Genomic DNA, 18,739 nt, shown 5'->3' with positions numbered 1-18,739 from the left:
CCACAATCGCGCCATGCAAAAAGCAGCGGGGTGCCGCCGTTCCACCATGTTCACCGTTCTACTCACTGCATTGGCCACCGGGGTGCTGGTGCTGTTGGCGCTCAATTTCACCGCCGGCGAGAAAAAGGTGCAGCAACAGTTGCCCCGCCTGTACCAGACCGCCAGCCCGCAGTTTGAGCGCGCACTGGGCAGCTTGCTCGGCCCGGCCCTGGTGGACGGCAACGAGGTGACCGAGCTGCTCAACGGCGACCAGATCTTTCCCCCCATGCTGGCGGCCATCAGCGCCGCGCAAAAAAGCATCACGTTCGAGACCTACATCTACTGGTCGGGCGACATCGGCAAGCGGTTTGCCGATGCCCTGAGCGAACGCGCCCGTGCCGGTGTGCCGGTGCATGTGCTGATCGACTGGGTGGGCAGTGCCAAGATCGAGGAAAGCTATCTGTCCGAGATGAAGGCAGCGGGCGTCCAGATCGAGAAATTCCACAAACCCCATTGGTACAACCTGGCCCGCCTGAACAACCGCACCCACCGCAAGCTGCTGGTGGTGGACGGGCAGGTGGGTTTTACCGGCGGCGTGGGCATTGCCCCCGCATGGACGGGCGATGCGCGAGACCCCGACCACTGGCGTGACTCGCACTACCTGGTGCGCGGCCCTGCCGTGGCGCAGATGCAGGCCACTTTTTTGGACAACTGGCTCAAGGTCACCGGCAAGGTGCTGCATGGCGAGGCGTACTTTCCACACATCGCCTCGGCGGGTGGGCAAAAGGCGCAGATGTTCTCCAGCTCGCCATCGAGCGGCAGCGAGAGCATGCAGCTCATGGTTTACCTCGCTATCACTGCCGCCGAGCGCAGCCTGGACTTGTCGGCGGCCTATTTTGTGCCCGACGCGCTCACACGCAAGCTGCTCATGGGGGCGCTGGCGAGGGGGGTGCGTGTGCGCATCGTCACGCCCGGCGAACACACGGACACCGAAACCGTCAAGGCGGCATCGCGCGCCACCTGGGGCGAGCTGTTGAAGGCAGGCGCGGAGATTTACGAATACCAGCCCACCATGTACCACTGCAAGGTCATGATCGTGGACGAGCTGCTGGTGTCAGTGGGCTCCACCAACTTTGACAACCGGTCGTTCCGCCTGAACGACGAGGCCAACCTCAACGTGCTGGACGGGGCGTTTGCACTGCGCCAGAGCAAGGTGTTTGAAGGCGACATTCAGCGCTCGCGCCGCGTGACCTATGACGACTGGCTGGAGCGCCCCTGGCGCGAAAGACTGACCGAGAAGATGACGGCCTTGCTGCGGTCGCAGCTGTAGGTCGTGAACACGTTCTCATTGGATGACGTTGATGGACACCCCACGGCCCTGCGCGTGGGTCGTGTCCACGGCGTTGGAGTCACCCTTGAATCACGGGTGCATCGCGTGCGATGGTGGTGCAAAGGTGGTGGAAAGGGCGTGCGATGCCCATCCGCACCCGTGCGCAGCTCAGTGCGTCACAAATTCATAAGTCACTACTTCGCTCTCCACCATGTCCAGAATGTCGTCGAGCACGTTTTCGTCCTCGGTGCTGCTCCACAGGGCTTCGGGGTCGGTGGCGAACAGGGGCTCGATGGCGATGTCCATGAACTTGCCGTCGGGCAGCTTGATGACCGGTGTGCCCTCTGACGTGTCGGTCAGCTCCCAGTCGTCGGGCACAGACATTTCGAGCTGAATGGTGACGTTGAGTTTTTTCATGGCGAATCCTTGGTTGCTAAGCCGGGCAGGGTAACCCAGATTGATAAGAAATGGGCGCGTAGCGCTTATTGGATAAGCGCAATGCGCTATAAAAAATAGAGCGTAAGCAGGGGCCTGCGCCAGCGTGCCCTGGCCCTGGCGCCGTGCAGCCGTGGCATGGCATTTGCATACGCCTGGTGCGCTGGTGTTCAACGACTGCAGCGCTCTGCCACTTTACCAACTGTCACCATTCTCGGCGCCACTCTTGGCATCACTACGGGCACCGCTACGTGCATCACTGTGTTCGGTCATGCGCCAAAGCGGCCACGTGCCTGCACCCTGGGCAAGCCCCGATGGTTTGGATGGAGGCCTGCGGTAACGTGGGCCCCCGCCATGCTTGCGTTCACCGCACAGGGCCACGCAGTGGGCCCTTCCGTGTGTGCCGAGTTGGCCAAGTTTGCCAAGAAGCCCACCACCCTCTGGAGAACCTCAAAATGATCGTTAAAAAGACCCTTGCCCTGGCCGCTGCCGCCATGGTTGCCGCCCTTGCCTTCAGCCAGGCCGCGCAGGCCGGACCCCGGCTCGACAAGATTTTGGAGGCCAAGGTCATCCGCGTGGGCACACCCGGCGACTACCGCCCGTTTGCCATCAAGACCGACGCGGGCTACGCGGGCCACGACATCGACGTGATCGAAACCATGGCGAAAGAGCTGGGCGTGAAGATCGAATACGTGCCCACCACCTGGACCAATTTGGTCAAAGATTTGCAGGGCGACAAGTTTGACGTGGCCGTGGGCGGCATCACCCGCAACGTCAACCGCATGCGCCTCTTTGACATGCTGCCCGGCTACGCCCCCTTTGGCAAAGTGGCCCTGGTGCGCGCGGCCGACAAGGCCAAGTACACCAGCGTGGACGCCATGAACCAGCCCACGGTGCGCGTCATCAAGAACCCGGGCGGCACCAACGAGACCTATGTGCTGGCCAACCTGAAGGCCGCGCAGGTCGGCACGCACGACAAGAACGCCGAGATCCCTGCGCTGATTGCCGAGGGCAAGGGCGACGTGATGATCACCGAGACGTATGAAGCCCTGCACTACGCCAAGACCGACCCACGCCTGGCCGCCGCGTTTGTGGACGCGCCCCTCACGCCCAAGAACTACCTGGGCTTCATGCTGCCCACCGACGACGCCGACTATGTGCGCGTGATGGGCTTTGTGTGGGGCCTGGTGGACAGCCGGGGCACCATCAAGCAGGCCGCAGACAAGTGGTTGAAGTGACCCGGTTGATGTGACAAGGGCCGGGGGCTGTGCGCGTGTGCGTTACTCGCCCGGAATCTCCGGCTCCACCAGCAGCGCCAGCAGCTGCAGCGACTCCTGCCAGCCCAGGGTGCACATCTCGGTCGGAATCACGGCCGGAATGCCCTCTTGCACCGCCGTCACCTCCGTGCCCACCAGCACCTTTTTGAACGTGATGGTGGTGCGCATCTCGTCCGGCAGGTGGGGGTCGTCAAACCGGTCGGTGTGCACGATGCGCTCGCCCGGCACCAGCTCCACATATTCGCCGCCAAACGCGTGCGTGCCGCCGCTGCTCATGTTGGTGAACTGCATGCGGTAGCTGCCGCCCACGCGCGCATCCAGGCTCAGCACCCGGCAGGTAAAGCCGTGGGGCGGCAGCCATTTGCACAGGGCATCGGCATCCAGAAACGCGCGGTAGATGCGTTCGGCCGGGGCGCGCAGCACGCGGTGCAGGGTGACGGTGCCGGTGATGCCCGTGGTTCCGGTGGTGGTTGCGGAGGTGTTGGGGGTTGTCATGCGGGTCTCCAAGAGGGTTGTCGCCAGGGGTGTATGAATGACAGCGTGGGCCATGAAGCCATTCGGGTCAATGGCTTCGATCACTCACGCGTTCATACCCCTACGACGAACGGCTCAGCGCACTTTCGACAGCCGGGCGCTGCCTGCCCCGCTTTTTTGTGTGCGGGGTGCCGCGTCAGGCCGCCACGGTGCGCACCGCAAAACCCTCGCTGCCCTGGGCCCAGGCCAGCAGCCGGTCGATGTTGGGGTGCTTGCCGGGGAAGGCCCGTGCATCGGCCACGTGCTCGGCATACCACTCCAGCCCCAGGCTGGCGGCTGCGGGCGTGATGCGCCCGCCATACAGCGCCGCCAGCGCGGCATACACCACCAGCGAACCGGTCTGGCCGGGCTTGTTCTCGATGGTGGCCAGCACCTGGCCGTCCGCGCCCAGCAGGTGCAGGGCGGCGAGGTGGCTGGCGGAGGGGAGTTGTTTCAGGCGGTCTGCGAAGTTCATGGCAGTCAGATTTAAATGAAATGGGCCGCAAGCGCTAGAAGATAAAGCGCGAGCAGCTATAAAAAAGTGAGTGATTGAATCAGAGGGGCGAAATCTTAAGGGATGTGGGCATGGCCCAAAGACTCTCAGGCGCTCACGCCTGCCACACTCCAAACCCCGCCGAGCGCAGGTCGATGCCGATCTCGATCTCGCGGTCCACCGCCTCCTCGTAGGTCATGGGGTTGAAGCCCGTGTGCCACGCGATTATTTGAAAATAGACAGTTGGATTCCACTTTGAAATCAAGCACCTCTGTCAGTTTCCTTGTCCATTAATTTTGCCAAGTCGATGGACGCAAGTTCCATCATTTGTCCATTTTGTTGATTCCATGCAAACCGAATCCACGGGGGTTAGTGGGTCACTTCTAGAAGGAAATCAACAGGTAGCTGGCTTGGCGGAGTCAATTGCCTCGCAAGAACTCTGGCTGCGGATCCTTAGCGCCTACCGTTCAGGATAGCCGCAGCTATTGCGAATATTTGCAACGCGGCAGACGGCCCGAGACCGCTGATGTACAAGGCGCGCTGATTCGTACAAAGGGTCCCTAACGTCCGATCATCTCGATCGCCCCGTCATTCGATCAGCAAGTAGACAATAAACATTTGTTACAACGTTATCCGCACCCCACAATAGTGGCGAAAAGGAGAACGTGCATGACAAGGGAGTCGGGTCCATTGACAGAGGCTGGTACGCCTGAAAATTCTGTTGTTACAGAGGCTCCACCTCCCACGGTTCGATTGCAGATCAGCGCTGCGAAAAAACTAAACCTCGCAGCCTTCCAGAACGCAGTACCTGCGTTGCACGAATTGGTGATCGTCAATGAGACCTCGTCGCTGATCAGCGAGTTGACCGTTCAATTGATTTCCGAGCCGCCCTTCGTAAAGCCTCGCGTCTGGAACGTGGAATCGGTCGGCGCAGGCGAGAGTTATCACCTGCGTGATCTCGACGTTCAGCTGGACGGCGCTCTCCTTTCGCGCTTGACGGAAGCTGAAACAGCTTCTCTGCGCTTCGAATTGCGCAGTCGCAAGCAATCAGATGAAGTTCTTGCGAGGCACGAGTCCGCTGTAGAACTTCTGGCGCGAAATCAATGGGGCGGCATTGGTCACTTGCCAGAGATGGTGGCGGCATTCGTGCAGCCGAACGACCAGGCTATCGACCGGTTGCTCAAAGGTGCCGCCTTGGCATTGCAGACGGGAGGAAAGTCAGGGTCGATCGATGGCTACACCCATGGCTCGAAACGGGCATGGGAGCTGGCGTCGGGTATCTGGGCTGCAGTGCTGCAGCGCAAGCTCAACTACGCGCTGCCGCCCGCCAGTTTTGAGCACACTGGGCAGAAGGTTCGCAGCCCTTCGCAGGTGCTCGATGGCGGCTTAGCCACCTGCCTAGATCTTGCGCTGATGTTCGCAGCATGTCTGGAGCAGGCGCACCTCAACCCCTTGCTGATATTCACACACGGTCACGCATTTGTCGGCGTGTGGCTGCGGGACGAAGAGTTTTCTACCTCTGTGGTCGATGACATCACGGCGGTGAGAAAGCGTTTGAAGTTGCAGGAGATGTTGGTTTTCGAAACAACGCTGGCGGCGCAGAGCCAAGCAGTGAGTTTCAGCCAGGCCATCGCCAACGCAAACCGTCAGTTGTCGGAAGATGAAGAAGACAAGTTTGAACTGGTCATCGACGTGAAACGCGCGCGCATGTCGCGCATCAAGCCGCTGGCGCAGGGGCACGCCGTCGCAGAGGCTGTACCAGTTGAGGTTGAGCCAGAAGGAACGATCGGCATTGAAGATGCCCCAGACCTGCCCGAAGATGCCATCACCGATACGCCGACATCTGAACTCGATCCCAAAGACAGACTGGCCCGGTGGCAGCGCAAACTACTCGATCTGTCACTACGAAACACGTTGTTGAATTTCAAGCAGGGGAAGAAGGCGTTGCTGCTGGACGTGGCAGCGCCAGAACTGGAAGACACCCTGGCAGACGGGCAAACGATCAAGCTGCTGCCCAGCCCAGCACTCATGCAAGGTCAAGACCCTCGTAGCCAGCAATTACACGAGGCAAGAAGCCTTGAAGACCTCCGGAAGGCGCATGCAAAGGACGCCCTGAAGCACCGTGAGGTATTCATTCGGCTGGAAGATCAAGAACTGGAAGGACGCCTGGTTGAGTTGTATCGAGGCGCCCGCAATGCGATGCAAGAAGGTGGTTCCAACACCCTTTTCATTGCGCTCGGGTTCCTGGTCTGGACCCGACCTGATAAGCCAGATGCTCGGGTCAAGGCGCCCTTGATCCTGCTGCCGATCACGCTGAACCGCAAAAGCGCCCGTTCGGGGTTCACGCTGCAAGAACACGAAGATGAGGCGCTGTTTAATCCGACGCTGGTCGAAATGCTTCGACAGGACTTCCAATTGGAGTTGGGCATTGCCGCTGGCGACCTTCCACGTGATGAGTCAGGTCTGGACATAGCAGGCATCTGGAAGCGCGTTCGCAGCGCCATCAAAGATATTCGAGGCTGGGAGGTCAGCGAAGACGTCGTGTTGTCGATGTTCTCCTTTGCCAAGTACCTGATGTGGAAGGACTTGTCAGATCGCACCGACGACTTGCGCAAGTCGCCAGTGGTGGCACACCTGATCGACTCGCCGCGCGAACCCTACCCATCCGCAACGCCCTTCCCCGAGACCCGGAGGCTGGACACTGACTACCCACCGCAGCAGGTGTTCAGCCCACTCCCCGCAGACTCGTCCCAGCTGTCTGCCGTGATGGCTGCTGCCAGAGGCAAGGACTTCGTGTTGATCGGTCCGCCAGGAACCGGCAAGAGCCAGACCATCGCCAACCTGATCGCCCAATGTCTGGCTGAGAACAAACGCGTACTTTTCGTGGCTGAAAAGATCGCAGCGCTGGATGTCGTCTTCCGCCGCCTGCGGGAAGTCGGGCTGGGGGAGTTCTGCCTCGAATTGCATTCAAACAAGAGTCGCAAGCTCGACGTGCTGAGCCAGCTCCAGAAGTCCTGGGAGTCCAAAGGTGAGGTGGACGCAGCCACCTGGGAAGCCAAGGCGCGGCAATTGGGTCAAGTACGCGAGCAACTGTCCACCTATGTTGAGCGCCTTCACCACCGCCACCGCAACGGTTGGACGATCTTCAAAGCCATCGGGTGTGTCGTTGGAGGCGATGCGTTACCTGACCTGCGATTCAGCTGGGCCTCTCCGCGTGCGCATGATGAGGCTGCACTGACCGAACTGCGAAATCTCGCCGGTAGGTTGCAGGCCAACGCTGCGGCTGTGAACCCTGATCAGTTGCTGACCGGCCCCCTGGTGCCAGTGCACGGCACGGAATGGTCCGCCAAGTGGCAACAGGAAATGGTCAGGTCCGCACAGACACTGCAAACCTCCAGTCGTGACTTCCAGGCCGCAGCGCTAAACCTGGGGCAACTTCTAGGCATGGAATGGCCAACGCTGCACCGTCAAACCCGCTCAGCGCTCGGTGTACTTGCCAAAGCCTTGCCTCAGGCGTCTTCTCAAGACTGGAGTTTCTTCGCGCTGCCGGACAGTGAGACCATCTGTGCCGCCTTGAAAAACGGAAATGATCTGCTCGGCCAACACCGGGAGATCTCCTCGAAAATGTCCGCTCCGTGGCCGGTCGAGCTGCAAACTCGCCTGTCTCATGCGCTCGACTTGCTCGACAAGCACCGAAACCTGCACGCGGAACTTGCAGCGCCCTGGCCACCTGCGGTCAGCGATGAGATCGAGCGCGGGGTCCAGTTGATCGAGGAAATGAATCAACTACGCACGGGTCTTTCCGTGAAGTACGGATCAGGTGTCGGACAGCTCAATGTGTCTCAGCTGCAGCGCGATTGGGCCAAGGCCGAAAAGGCGCTCTGGCCGATGTCTTGGCTAGGCAAGCGAAAAGTGCGCAGTGCGCTTGAAGGAGTCATCGATGGCACCGGTGAACCGCGTGTCGCCGATGATCTTTCTGCGCTCGTACGCATCAAGGGCCTACGTGAAGAAGTCCAACAACTGAATCCGGGTGCTGCTGCTGAAGGCTTGTGGTCTGGCATCAAGACCCGGGTTGATCACGCTCGCAGCGCCTTAAAAGCCAACATCGCTCTGCATGCCGCACGCATGCATAAGCCATTTAAGCTCGAGGGCTTGGACGCAGCATCTGAGGGATACTGCGGCGAGCGCTGGACACGCGAAGTTCAACGCCTGAAGGCCTTGTTAGATCTGGACCATCGCCTGACCGAGTGTGCACCGCTCTCGGAAAGCAGCCACGGACTTTGGCAAGGGCACAACACCGATTCCGCAGTTCTTCGTTCAGCGCTCGCATTTGAACGCGAGCGATCGATCTTGCTTCAAAGGGGCATGCTGCAGACACCGCATCAGGAGGTGGGCGACGGGCGATGCGGCACAGCACTACAACAGCAGCATGAGCAGTTGCAGAGACGCAGTGCGGTGGAGGCACGGCTGCTTTCCATGACTGGTCTCGCTACCGAATGCCCAGGGGTCTGGAATGCATTGGATACCGACAGCGACGGGATCGAGCGAGCGCTGAAGTTCCATGCCTCGCTGAAGGCTGGCCTGTCTGGCCTTGGACTGGCTTCTTCTGCCGTAGCTGAAGCGCGTCGCAGCTTGTACCAGGTGCTCGCAACGCGTCGCGCCGAACTGGGTGACTCCGGCGTGATTGGGCAAGCCTGTCACGGGATCATGGCGAAGCTGGCAGACCTCAACAGTGCGACAGAACAGTTTTGCAACAACGCAGCGCAGCCAGACACTGTCCGCCGCTCGTTCGCAGACCTTGAGCCCGTGGTGCTGGCTGAGATGGCGGAGCAATTGGAGTCTCATCATCAGGGCCTGCACGCATGGTGCGCCTGGCGCCATGCTCAGGTCGATGCACGCAATGCAGGGCTCCCGGCACTGGTGGGCGCAATCGAGGCAGGTGATGTGACCTCGGCGCAGGTGCCCGCCGCATTCGAAGTGAACTATGCCCGCTGGTGGCTCGCGGAAGCGGTGGACGAAGACTCGGTTCTCAAGCGATTTGTCTCTGCCGAGCATGAGCTTCGCATTCAGGAGTTCCGCGCCCTGGATGACGAGTTCACCAAGGTGTCCCGTGAATGGATTCGCGCGAAGCTATGTGCCAACCTGCCAGCGACCGACAGCATCCAACGCAACAGTGAATGGGGCATTCTGCGCCACGAGATCACCAAGAAAAAGCAGCACAAACCGCTGCGCCAGCTGTTGCAAGAAATTCCATCGGTAGTGTTGCGGCTGACCCCTTGCCTGCTGATGAGTCCGTTGTCGATCGCTCAGTACCTCTCGGCCGAAGCCAGCAACTTCGACCTCGTGGTGTTCGACGAGGCCTCACAAATTCCGGTGTGGGACGCCATCGGTGCCATGGCTCGGGGCAAGCAGGTGGTGATGGTGGGTGATCCGAAACAATTGCCCCCCACTAACTTCTTCGGCCGCAGCGAAGGCACTGATGGTGACGATGACGTCGTCGAGGGCGATCTGGAGAGCATCCTTGACGAGTGCCTGGGTGCCAGCCTGCCCACGCGCAATCTGTCTTGGCACTACCGCTCGCGCCATGAAAGCCTGATCGCCTTCAGCAACCACCGCTACTACGGGGGTGGTCTCGTCACTTTTCCGTCACCCGTCACAGACGACCGCGCCGTCAGCTTCCACCTGGTGAAGGGGCGCTATGAAAAAGGCGGTGCCCGCATCAATCAACCAGAGGCCCAGGCACTGGTGGCCGATCTCGTGGGCAGACTCAAGCGCCCGGGCTTCCGGGAGTCCGGCCTGACCATTGGTGTAGTGACGTTCAACTCCGAACAGCAGGGACTGATCGAAGACTTGCTTGACGATGAGCGCCGCAAAGACCCCGGCTTGGAGCCCTACTTTTCGGAAATGGAACTCGAACCGGTGTTCGTGAAGAACTTGGAGAGTGTGCAAGGTGACGAGCGCGACATCATGTATTTCTCGATCACCTACGGGCCTGACATGGCCGGTACCGTGTCGATGAACTTCGGCCCACTGAACCGCGACGGCGGTGAGCGGCGCCTGAATGTGGCAGTGACGCGCGCCCGGCATGAATTGCGCGTGTTTTCTAGCCTCCGTGGAGAACAGATGGACCTGTCGCGCACCAAGGCGAACGGCGTACGCGACCTGAAGCACTTTCTGGAGTTTGCAGAACTCGGCCCGCGCGCGCTGGCCGAAGCGCACCACGGCAGTCAGGGTGATTTTGATAGTCCTTTCGAAGCCGGTGTGGCCACTGCGCTGGGACGCAAGGGTTGGCAGGTGCACACCCAGATTGGCGCTTCGTCGTTCCGCGTGGACCTGGGCGTGGTGCACCCTGACTTTCCGGGTCGCTATCTAGCGGGGGTGGAGTGTGACGGGGCAACCTACCACCGCTCCGCCACCGCACGCGACCGGGACAAATTGCGCGAACAGGTGCTACGCGGACTTGGCTGGGAAATCGTGCGCATCTGGTCTACTGACTGGTGGGTGAATCCGGGCGGCACCCTGGAGCGTGTACACGCAGCGCTAACTGAACTGCTTGAGAAAGACCGGGGACAGCGAGCCAATGAAGTCATCGAGCGACCTGACGAGCCACTCACCGAGCCGAGTGGTCCAGATGTCACGCCGAGCCTTGACGTGATCAACGAGGTCGAAGCAGCAATTGCACGCGCCGCATCGGGCCTTCGACTGCCCCCCGTCAGCGCTCCGTTGGAAACCACAGCGCAGACAGAGGTTGTCTATGCACGCGCGGCTTCGCCTTTGTCAGTAGCGAAAAACAAGGCTCCTGACGACCAAACAGATCCCCGCTTTCAGGCATCGCAACCCAGCGATGCAGTATCCGCCAACACGATCTCTGCTGACTTGTTCTACGAGCCCAGCTATGACGCGGTGTTACAGGAGATGGTCGAGTGGATAGTGACGCGCGAGGGACCTGTTCTAGATACGGTTCTGGCCCGACGCATCGCGCGGGCTCACGGTTTTCAACGAACGGGTAGTCGAATTCAGGAACGGATCGAGAAGGTCGCGCGACAGATCTTTAAAGCCACAGAAGAGACCGGTGGGACCTTCTACTGGCCTCGTGAAATTGAGCCGTGCCAAGAAATACCTTTCCGTCGTCCAACGGACGACGACAGCGCACGGAGCGTCGAAGAAATTTGTACGGCGGAGCTTTTGTCGCTTGCCCGCTGGGTGTTGCACCGAGGGCTCTCCGAACAAGAATCTGTGGTTGCAATGGCTCGCGAGTTGGGCATGCAGAGGATCCGCGAGGCAAGCCGCATTCGAATTGAAAACGCACTCCTGATGGGACGCGAACTCAAGTAGTTTGAAGGTGTTTCAGGACACTCCAACTCTGTGTTGACCCAGAGGGTGTTGTGTATATACAGGCGTCATCGCGCTGATGGCTACGCGCAACAGAGCAATATGATTGGCTATCACTGCAGAGCCTGCCTAGGTCGCGGCAGGTTCAGGCTGATAGCAGCCGTTCAGCTTTCGAGCTGGTCACTCCAAACCCGCCACTTAAGTCAGCCAAATGACGATCATTCAGGCTGCAATGATTTCGTTCAAGTGGCGCCGCAAACAAGTCGGTATGGGGCCTTGGTACAAGCGCTTCCCAGCTGTGGGCTGATGAAAACGTACACCTCATCCGACGCACTGGTAAGCTCAACCGCATACTTATGAAGGCTCAGCGACAAGCACGACTAGACGTTGCGCATCGGGGTCACTTGGCACGTTGTCATTCGCTGGAGCAAAAGGAATCTACTTTTCATGAGCTTTACAGCAACCGTGTTCAGGCTTTTTACCTCCGTTGTGGGAGCCTTGCTGCCAAAGGGCAAGCAACTTTATGCAGAACGCTCTGCTGGAATAGTCCCGGAGGCCGTCCCTGTCGACCAAGCAGAAAGAATCCTCGACGATGCCCTGAACAGATTGGGCGCCGTCGATCTGGAACACCCGTGGTGGAAGCGTGCTTTGGTGGAGATAGGAGCGGCCGCGATTCGACCGGACTGGTTCAAGAAGCCGCATGTTCAGGAATGGCTTTCGCAGACGAATGTTCAGCGCCTTCTCAAGGTAGTTACGAAGGCCAAGCTGACGGGGGGGGGAAGTTCATCGAGATGACCATGAGGCACTCGTCGCAAGCTACATGCTGAACTCACATGAGGATCGCCAACACGCCGAATCGGTGATCACGCTCGCGGTAGCTGTGCTGAAGGCCAGCATCATGGGGGCTGTTCGTGATCCTGGCACTGCGGCGATAGTTCAGGCTCATGCGACAGGCCACCAAGAGCAACTGGTGGCTATGAGTGAACAGTTGAAGATGATCGTTCCGGTAGACCTCGACAAGTTAACGGAGATCGCAAAGAGCTACGTAAACCTCATTCCTCATGATATTGGTGGAACGCAACTCGACCGAACTTCGCTCCTTGAGACTCTGAGCGCGAAGTTAACCATGGCCCGCCTAGTTCAGATTCGTGGACTGCCAGGAAGTGGAAAGTCAGTTGTGGTGAGGCGGGCGGTAGAGCGCGCGCTAGAACGTGGGCCGGTCCTCTTCCTCAAAGCCGAGCAGCTCGAAGGCACCAGTTGGATCAGCTACGCAACCTCACAGGGCCTGTCAGGCGCTCCTTTGGAAAAACTTCTCGTGGAGGTCGGGGCCGTAGGTACTCCCATACTCTTCATCGATGCAATCGATCGGATCGAAAAAGTAAACCAGCCCGTCATCCTGGATGTGGTCCGCACCATCGTGGAGTCGCCGTTGCTCAAAAAGTGGCGCGTGGTCGTCTCGCTCCGCGACACCGGCATTGAAGTGCTTCGCATTTGGTTGGGTGACTTTCTTGATGTTCTGAAAGTCGAGACACTTGACGTTAGTCAGCTGAGCGACGAAGAGGCGGAGACACTAGCAGAAGCCAAGCCACATCTAAGGCCGCTTCTGTTCGGATCAGCCCAGGTGCAAGAGGTCGTCCGACGTCCCTTCTTTGCGAAGGTTCTGAATCAGAGTTATGTAGCTGACCCCAGCGCCCCGACATTCGCGCCCCAATCCGAAGTCGATCTGATCGAGCATTGGTGGCGGCGGGGCGGCTACAACGAGAGTGGCCAAAGCGCGATTGAACGGCAGCGCACGCTGCTCGACCTGGCGCGTGTTCGTGCTCGTCAGCTTAGCCAGCCGATTGGCCTTAGCCAGCTGACTTCGGTCGCGCACATCGATGACCTAAGATCTGACGGCATTCCGAAAGCAGGGGAGCACCTCACAGCTCAGGCCCTCGAATATGCCGAGCTGGCGGATCCGAAAAACTATCAAGCGTTCCGCGCCAAAGGGGATTCAGACGAGGTAGCAATTGTCCACATCAGCCCCTCTGCCGCGAAACCTGAAAACGTCGCTAGGGCCGAAGAGGCATCTAAGCAGCTTAGACAGATGGGCCTTTGGACGTGGGCGTCCAAGTCCTTCGAAGAGAAGTCACTGGGTGACACCTACACCGTCGACGAGGCCATCGCGTCGGCCAGGGAGGCTGACACCAGCGACTTGTTCGAGCTCTCGAACGACGGGAACGAGGAAGAGCAATTGGGCATGCGTCGAGGTGCGGTCGCTGCTACTGCGGCCATCACGCTCAACTTCCGAGACGGGCGCACTCCGGAAGACCTTGAGTGGGCTCGTGATGTTCTTGGGCGCGCGGTCCGTCTGGCAGAAAAGCCCGATCTGATGTGGTCGCCTGGTTCCGTAATCCCGTGGCACCAGGCGATCTACGTGGCACGAGGCCTCGCGGCGGATCTCGTAGTGCGACAACGCGATGGTGTAGCGGCCCTGGCCGCTGGTCATCGCATTGAGCCGCGACTGGTAGTCGGCCAGCTCGGCCTCTGGCACCTGACCGCCGATGGCCACGGTGCCGGCCCCCAGGCCCGATGTGCCGGTGACCAGGCCGCGCCGCAACGACAGGTCGCTCGTGACGTCGCCCACGGAATGCTCGGGCACGGCGATCTCGATCTGGACAATCGGCTCGAGCACAGCCGGCCGGGCCTCGCGAATCGCCGCCATGAAGGCATTGCGGCCGGCGGTCGCGAAGGCGATGTCCTTGCTGTCCACGCTGTGGTGCTTGCCGTCGTACACCACGACGCGCACATCGACCACTGGGTAGCCGGCGATCGCGCCGCACGCCAGCACCTCGCGCACGCCTTTTTCGACGGCGGGGATGAACTGGCCCGGGATCGTGCCGCCCCTGACTTCGTCGGAGAACTCGAAGCCCGCGCCGCGCGCGAGCGGCTCGATGCGCAGGAAGACTTCGGCGAACTGGCCGGCTCCGCCGCTCTGCTTCTTGTGGCGGTAGTGGCCCTCGGCCGGCGCGGTCACAGTCTCGCGGTAGGCGATGCGCGGTGGCCGCGTTTGGACCTCGAAGCGGTAAACCTCGCGCAGGCGTTCGAGCACGATGCGCAGGTGCAGCTCGCCAAGCCCGTAGAGCACCGTCTCGTTGGTCGCGGCCACATGCTCGATGCGCAGGCATGGGTCTTCGGCTACGAGCTTGCCCAAAATCTCCCAGGCGCGCTGCTCGTCGCCATGCCGCTTGGGCTCCACGGCCAGGCCGTACACCGGCACCGGGAACGGCAGCGGTGCAAGATGCACATGGCTGTCTTGCGCTGCATCGTGCAACACGGCATCGAAATGGATCTCCTCGACCTTGGCCACCGCCACGATGTCGCCCGGCGCCGCGTGCGACACCTCAACATGGTCCTTGCCCTGGAGCATGAACAGGTGCCCCACCTTGAAGGGCTTGCGGCCGTCGCCGATGTAGAGCTGGCTGTCACGCGTGACCGTGCCCTGGTGCACGCGGAAGATGCCCATCTTGCCGACAAAGGGGTCTATCGTGATCTTGAACACATGCGCCAGCACGTGCAGCGTCGGGTCAGGCTTGGCCTTCATGGGCATGGCCTGTGCGCCTTCGCCAACGATGAATTCCGGCGGGTTGGCCTCGGTCGGGTCGGGCAGGAGCTTGACGATCACGTCCAGCAGCTCGGCCACGCCGGCGCCGCTGCGCGACGAGGTGAAGCAGACCGGGATCAGGTGGCCTTCGCGCAGCGCCTGCTCGAGCGGCGCGTGCAGCTCGGACGGGTCCACGTCGCCTTCCTCGAGGTAGCGATCGACGAAGGCCGCGTCGACCTCGACCACCTGCTCGACCAGTGCGCGGTGCGCTGCTTCGACGGGGCCGAAGTCGGAGCGCCCGAAGCGGTTGAAGAAGCAGTCGATCACCTGCCTGCCGACCCCGTCCGGCACGTTCAGCGGCAGGCATTCGCGGCCGAAGGTCGCCTGGATGTCGGCCAGCAGGCCGGTCAGCGAGACGCCCTGCGCGTCGATCTTGTTGACGATGATCATGCGGGTGAGGTGGCGCGAGGCTGCGTAGTCCATCATGCGCACCGCCATCGGCTCGATGCCGGTGGCGGCATTGATGACCACCGCCACCGTTTCGACTGCCTCCAGCGCGGGCAGGCTCTGGCCGAGGAAGTCGGGGCCGCCGGGCGTGTCGATGAGGTGGATGCGCGTGGCGGCATGCGTGAGATGCATCACCGAGGCATTGAGCGAATGCAGCATGCGGCGCTCGAGCGGGTCGTGGTCGCTGACGGTGCTACCGCGCTCGATGCTGCCGCACGCCCCGATGGCACCCGCCTTGTACAGCAAGGCCTCGGCCAGCGAGGTCTTGCCGGCGGCCGCGGCGCCCACCAGCGCCAGCGTTCGCACTGCTTTCATTTCGGCCGCGAGGCCGTTCGATCGGCTTGGCATGGCTGGACTCCTTTGCACGTCCGGAAGGCCGGCCCGGCGGCCCGCATGGGCTCGGGCGTTGCGTGTGGACGTCGAGGCAGCGTACGGGATTGACCGCGCTGATGCAAGTTGATTGCGCCGCCGATTTCCAGTACCTGACCGGCATGCGTGCCGCGTTAACCTCCCCTTGTTGCCAGCGTGCAGAGACATGGGCTCACGCTCAAGATGTCTCAACAACAACGCTCTGAACCCGTCATGACCACTGTCACCGTCGACTCTGTATGCCATTGCCGGCGACCGGTCATCGCGCTCGATATGTGTCGAGGGCTTTCAACGACTGCACTGCGGTCGTCACCGTGAATTGACGGAGCGCACACCACCGGTGGTAATCGCTGCAGAGCCGCCCTTGTTGTTTCAGCTTTGGGCTGATCTGAGTAATTTGGGGCCCGCGTACGAACGGGGATAACCGCCACCACTGGCCCTAAACACCTCGAATGGCCGTTTGGTCCTCGGAGCCGACAACTCTACTGCTCGGTTCACCGCGTATTGACTTGTAAAACCGCTTCGCCGATTCGCGACAGACTTATATCGACTTCGTTGAAAAGCACGCTGAACTGGTTTGCAGACCCGTAAGTGGTGGATCGACCTGTGGACGACTTCCCAGTGATGCCTCCTCAACATTGGCTGCATACCACTAACCTTGAGCGACTTTGTCAAGCTGGCGGAAGCCAATGCAGGAATACTCGTAGGCATCAACGTTCCCGAAACACGGCGGGCTGAGAATCCAACTCCTGAAAAGGTCGTTAATGAAGGCAATGAGCTTTGCTACGACGATCATGTTTCGACCTAGTATGACATCCATAAATTGTCTAAGTACAATTTAAAAGACAAAAGTACAATAGCGAATCAGCGCCGACTCACGGTGCAGGAGCTTGTCTTGGAGACTGAGGCAACCGCGGAATGGAAGATGCGCGCCATCCAAGGGTTCATAGCCCATGCTGGCCCCCTTTGGGCGCGGCGCGAAGGAGATGGCTGGGCCTATGGATTTGCGATCAGCACACAGCACCTGAACCCCGCCGGCGTGGTGCATGGCGGCGCCCTGCTCACTCTCATAGATCACGCAATGAGCACGGTGGCCTGGGAGGCCGCTGGCCGGGTGCCTTGCGTCACCTTACAGCTGGATTCGCATTTCGCCGCCCCGGTGCTGGCGGACCAATTCGTTGAAGCGCGGGCCCAAGTCACCCGGTGCACTGGCACCCTGATTTTCATGCGTGGCGATTTGCGCGTGGACGATAGCTTGGTGCTGGGTGCCCAAGCGCTGATGAAGCCACTGAAGAGGATTCCTTAATCCCCGGTGGGGCATGGCCATGCTGCCCGTCGGCCCCGCGAAGTGTATGAACGAGGAAACGCCATGGAAAGAAGCATTCCCGCACAGCACAGCTTGATGGCCTTGTATGGCATGGCGACGGGCGGAGCATCGCCTGAAGCAGATGCAAATAGGGTTAACCTAGCCGGATTGCAGCTCCAGAAGAAGCACTCCCGCATGGCATCCCGATCCACCTCAGCCGCAGCGCCTTCAGCAACCAAAACTGGTCGGAGCGTGCGCGTGCGCCCCGTCCCGGCAGTTACACGCTCGATCGCTATCCTGAGGCTATTGGGCGAACAGAAGCAGCCGCTCACGCTAAAAAGCGTGGCACAGGCACTCGACCTGGTTCCAAGTACTTGCTTGCACATTCTGAGAGTGCTGGTCTCAGAAGACCTAGTCACGTTAGATCCCGACACTAAACGCTACGCTCTGGGAACGGGCATGATCAGTCTCGCTCGCAGCGTACTTGAGGGCGGCGGGTTCAAGCAATTGGTCCAACCGGTGCTGGACCGCATGGCAGCACAGTTCGGCGTGACCGCTATGGGCGTGGAGATTTCCGCCCGGCAGACGGTGATGGTGCTTGCCATTTCGCAGTCCAACCAACCGTTTCGCGTACACACCGATGTGGGTAGCCAGTTCGATACCTTGGTAAGCGCCACGGGACGATTGATTGCGGCCCATAGCGGGGAAGGATGGCCAGCGCTTAAAGAGAAATTTGCCCGGGTTGCCTGGGACAAGGCGCCAAGCTACACAGCATGGAAAAAAGAAGTCGAGTTGACCCGCCTGCGCGGATGGGCCTTGGACAGAGACAATTTCATGGCCGGCATCACCGTGGTAGCGGTGCCGGTCCTCTCATCGAGTGGACGACTGGTCCACACACTTGTAGCTGTGGGACTTACGAGTCAGCTTGGTGCGCCACGAGTTGAAAAAATGGCTCAGGCGATGCAGCGTGAAGCGGCTGATCTTTCAGCGTTGCTGGACCTGGGAGCATAGTGTCATGTCCAAGAAATTAGAGATACCGAACTGGCATACGGTCTTAAAGACCATCACCATGCCCGCAGACATCGATGCAAGTGGCCATGTCCCAACAGGGTGGCTGCTGGCAAAAATGGATCTAGCTGGTGCCGTTCTACCAGGCCAGCATTTTCGCGGCCCGGTGCAATTGATTGGTCTGTCAGGTATCTCGATTAGCGGGCGACCTCGCTTGGGACAGTGCATAACCTTTCGCTGCCGTTGGATAGCTGGAGATACGGCCCACGCATTGCTTGACATCGAAGCTTGCAGTGAGGACCGTGGGCAGATCGGGGAGGAGAAATTGCTCGGTGCGCAATTACGCTATGTCCCCGCTGTCGTGGAAGTGCCCGAGAATATTTTTCCGGGAAGCTTCTGAGCTGCCTACTTTGCGCGGAGGCGCGATGCTCCGATGTTCATTTCTGCGCAAGTCTCACACACGCGTCTTGTATTTCGACGCAGTATGGTTAGTCGCAGCCCTACCTTCTGAGACGCGTCTCTCGTATATCGAGCAAGCCAGACAACTGTGAGCGCGATCCATACGTCCATCGCGTTCGTCGATTGAATATGGGGAGGTGGAAAGGCC

At 60.2% G+C, this 18,739-nt stretch carries 13 protein-coding genes; 8 read left to right on the top strand and 5 right to left on the bottom strand.

Annotated elements, in window-relative coordinates:
- Nucleotides 1–46: 46 nt before the first annotated feature.
- A complete protein-coding gene (locus KI609_RS15830; RefSeq protein WP_226444540.1) occupies nucleotides 47–1,309 on the top strand; it encodes a phospholipase D-like domain-containing protein in 1,263 nt (420 codons plus the stop codon).
- Nucleotides 1,310–1,477: 168 nt separating this feature from the next.
- Here the strand turns inward: KI609_RS15830 and KI609_RS15825 are convergent, their stop codons facing one another.
- Nucleotides 1,478–1,726, bottom strand: a complete 249-nt coding sequence (locus KI609_RS15825; protein ID WP_226444539.1) for a hypothetical protein — start codon at nucleotides 1,724–1,726, stop codon at nucleotides 1,478–1,480.
- 473 nt (nucleotides 1,727–2,199) lie between these two features.
- Here KI609_RS15825 and KI609_RS15820 point away from each other — a divergent pair, with 473 nt between their 5' ends.
- Nucleotides 2,200–2,982 (top strand): transporter substrate-binding domain-containing protein, encoded by a 783-nt coding sequence (locus KI609_RS15820; protein ID WP_226444538.1) that lies wholly within the window; start codon nucleotides 2,200–2,202, stop codon nucleotides 2,980–2,982.
- 42 nt (nucleotides 2,983–3,024) lie between these two features.
- Here KI609_RS15820 and KI609_RS15815 read toward each other — a convergent pair whose 3' ends face one another.
- From KI609_RS15815 to KI609_RS15805, 3 genes are all read right to left on the bottom strand, one after another.
- On the bottom strand, nucleotides 3,025–3,516 hold the full coding sequence (locus tag KI609_RS15815; RefSeq protein ID WP_226444537.1) for an SRPBCC family protein: 492 nt from the start codon (nucleotides 3,514–3,516) through the stop codon (nucleotides 3,025–3,027).
- A 175-nt stretch (nucleotides 3,517–3,691) separates the two neighbouring features.
- Nucleotides 3,692–4,009, bottom strand: coding sequence for a DUF2322 family protein (locus tag KI609_RS15810; RefSeq protein WP_226444536.1), 318 nt, complete (start codon nucleotides 4,007–4,009; stop codon nucleotides 3,692–3,694).
- A 133-nt stretch (nucleotides 4,010–4,142) separates the two neighbouring features.
- Nucleotides 4,143–4,292 carry a hypothetical protein gene (locus tag KI609_RS15805; RefSeq protein WP_226450606.1) on the bottom strand — a complete coding sequence of 50 codons (150 nt, stop codon included), beginning with the start codon at nucleotides 4,290–4,292 and terminating at the stop codon, nucleotides 4,143–4,145.
- Between the two features lie 404 nt (nucleotides 4,293–4,696).
- On the opposite strand from KI609_RS15805, the gene KI609_RS15800 reads away from it, so the two are divergent.
- On the top strand, nucleotides 4,697–11,362 hold the full coding sequence (locus KI609_RS15800; RefSeq protein WP_226444535.1) for a DUF3320 domain-containing protein: 6,666 nt from the start codon (nucleotides 4,697–4,699) through the stop codon (nucleotides 11,360–11,362).
- 444 nt (nucleotides 11,363–11,806) lie between these two features.
- The gene (locus KI609_RS15795; protein ID WP_226444534.1) at nucleotides 11,807–12,154 is read left to right on the top strand and encodes a hypothetical protein; all 348 of its coding nucleotides are present in this window, start codon (nucleotides 11,807–11,809) and stop codon (nucleotides 12,152–12,154) included.
- Between the two features lie 1,333 nt (nucleotides 12,155–13,487).
- Here KI609_RS15795 and fusA read toward each other — a convergent pair.
- A complete protein-coding gene (gene fusA / locus KI609_RS15790) occupies nucleotides 13,488–15,797 on the bottom strand; it encodes an elongation factor G (protein ID WP_226444533.1) in 2,310 nt (769 codons plus the stop codon).
- 679 nt (nucleotides 15,798–16,476) lie between these two features.
- Here fusA and KI609_RS15785 point away from each other — a divergent pair.
- The 4 genes from KI609_RS15785 (at nucleotide 16,477) to KI609_RS15770 (ending at nucleotide 18,532) form a co-directional block, all read left to right on the top strand.
- Entirely contained in the window at nucleotides 16,477–16,626 is a 150-nt protein-coding gene (locus tag KI609_RS15785) for a hypothetical protein (protein ID WP_226444532.1), read from the top strand.
- 15 nt (nucleotides 16,627–16,641) lie between these two features.
- The gene (locus KI609_RS15780) at nucleotides 16,642–17,124 is read left to right on the top strand and encodes a PaaI family thioesterase (protein ID WP_226444531.1); all 483 of its coding nucleotides are present in this window, start codon (nucleotides 16,642–16,644) and stop codon (nucleotides 17,122–17,124) included.
- Nucleotides 17,125–17,187: 63 nt separating this feature from the next.
- Nucleotides 17,188–18,135, top strand: a complete 948-nt coding sequence (locus tag KI609_RS15775; protein WP_226444530.1) for an IclR family transcriptional regulator — start codon at nucleotides 17,188–17,190, stop codon at nucleotides 18,133–18,135.
- A gap of 4 nt (nucleotides 18,136–18,139) precedes the next feature.
- Nucleotides 18,140–18,532 carry a hypothetical protein gene (locus KI609_RS15770; RefSeq protein WP_226444529.1) on the top strand — a complete coding sequence of 131 codons (393 nt, stop codon included), beginning with the start codon at nucleotides 18,140–18,142 and terminating at the stop codon, nucleotides 18,530–18,532.
- Nucleotides 18,533–18,739: the final 207 nt, after the last annotated feature.

The organism is Acidovorax radicis (assembly GCF_020510705.1).
In the GTDB taxonomy this organism is placed as follows: Bacteria; Pseudomonadota; Gammaproteobacteria; order Burkholderiales; family Burkholderiaceae_C; genus Acidovorax; species Acidovorax radicis_A.
Note: the sequence above shows the minus strand (reverse complement) of the source record. Positions and strands in the feature narration are given on the sequence as shown.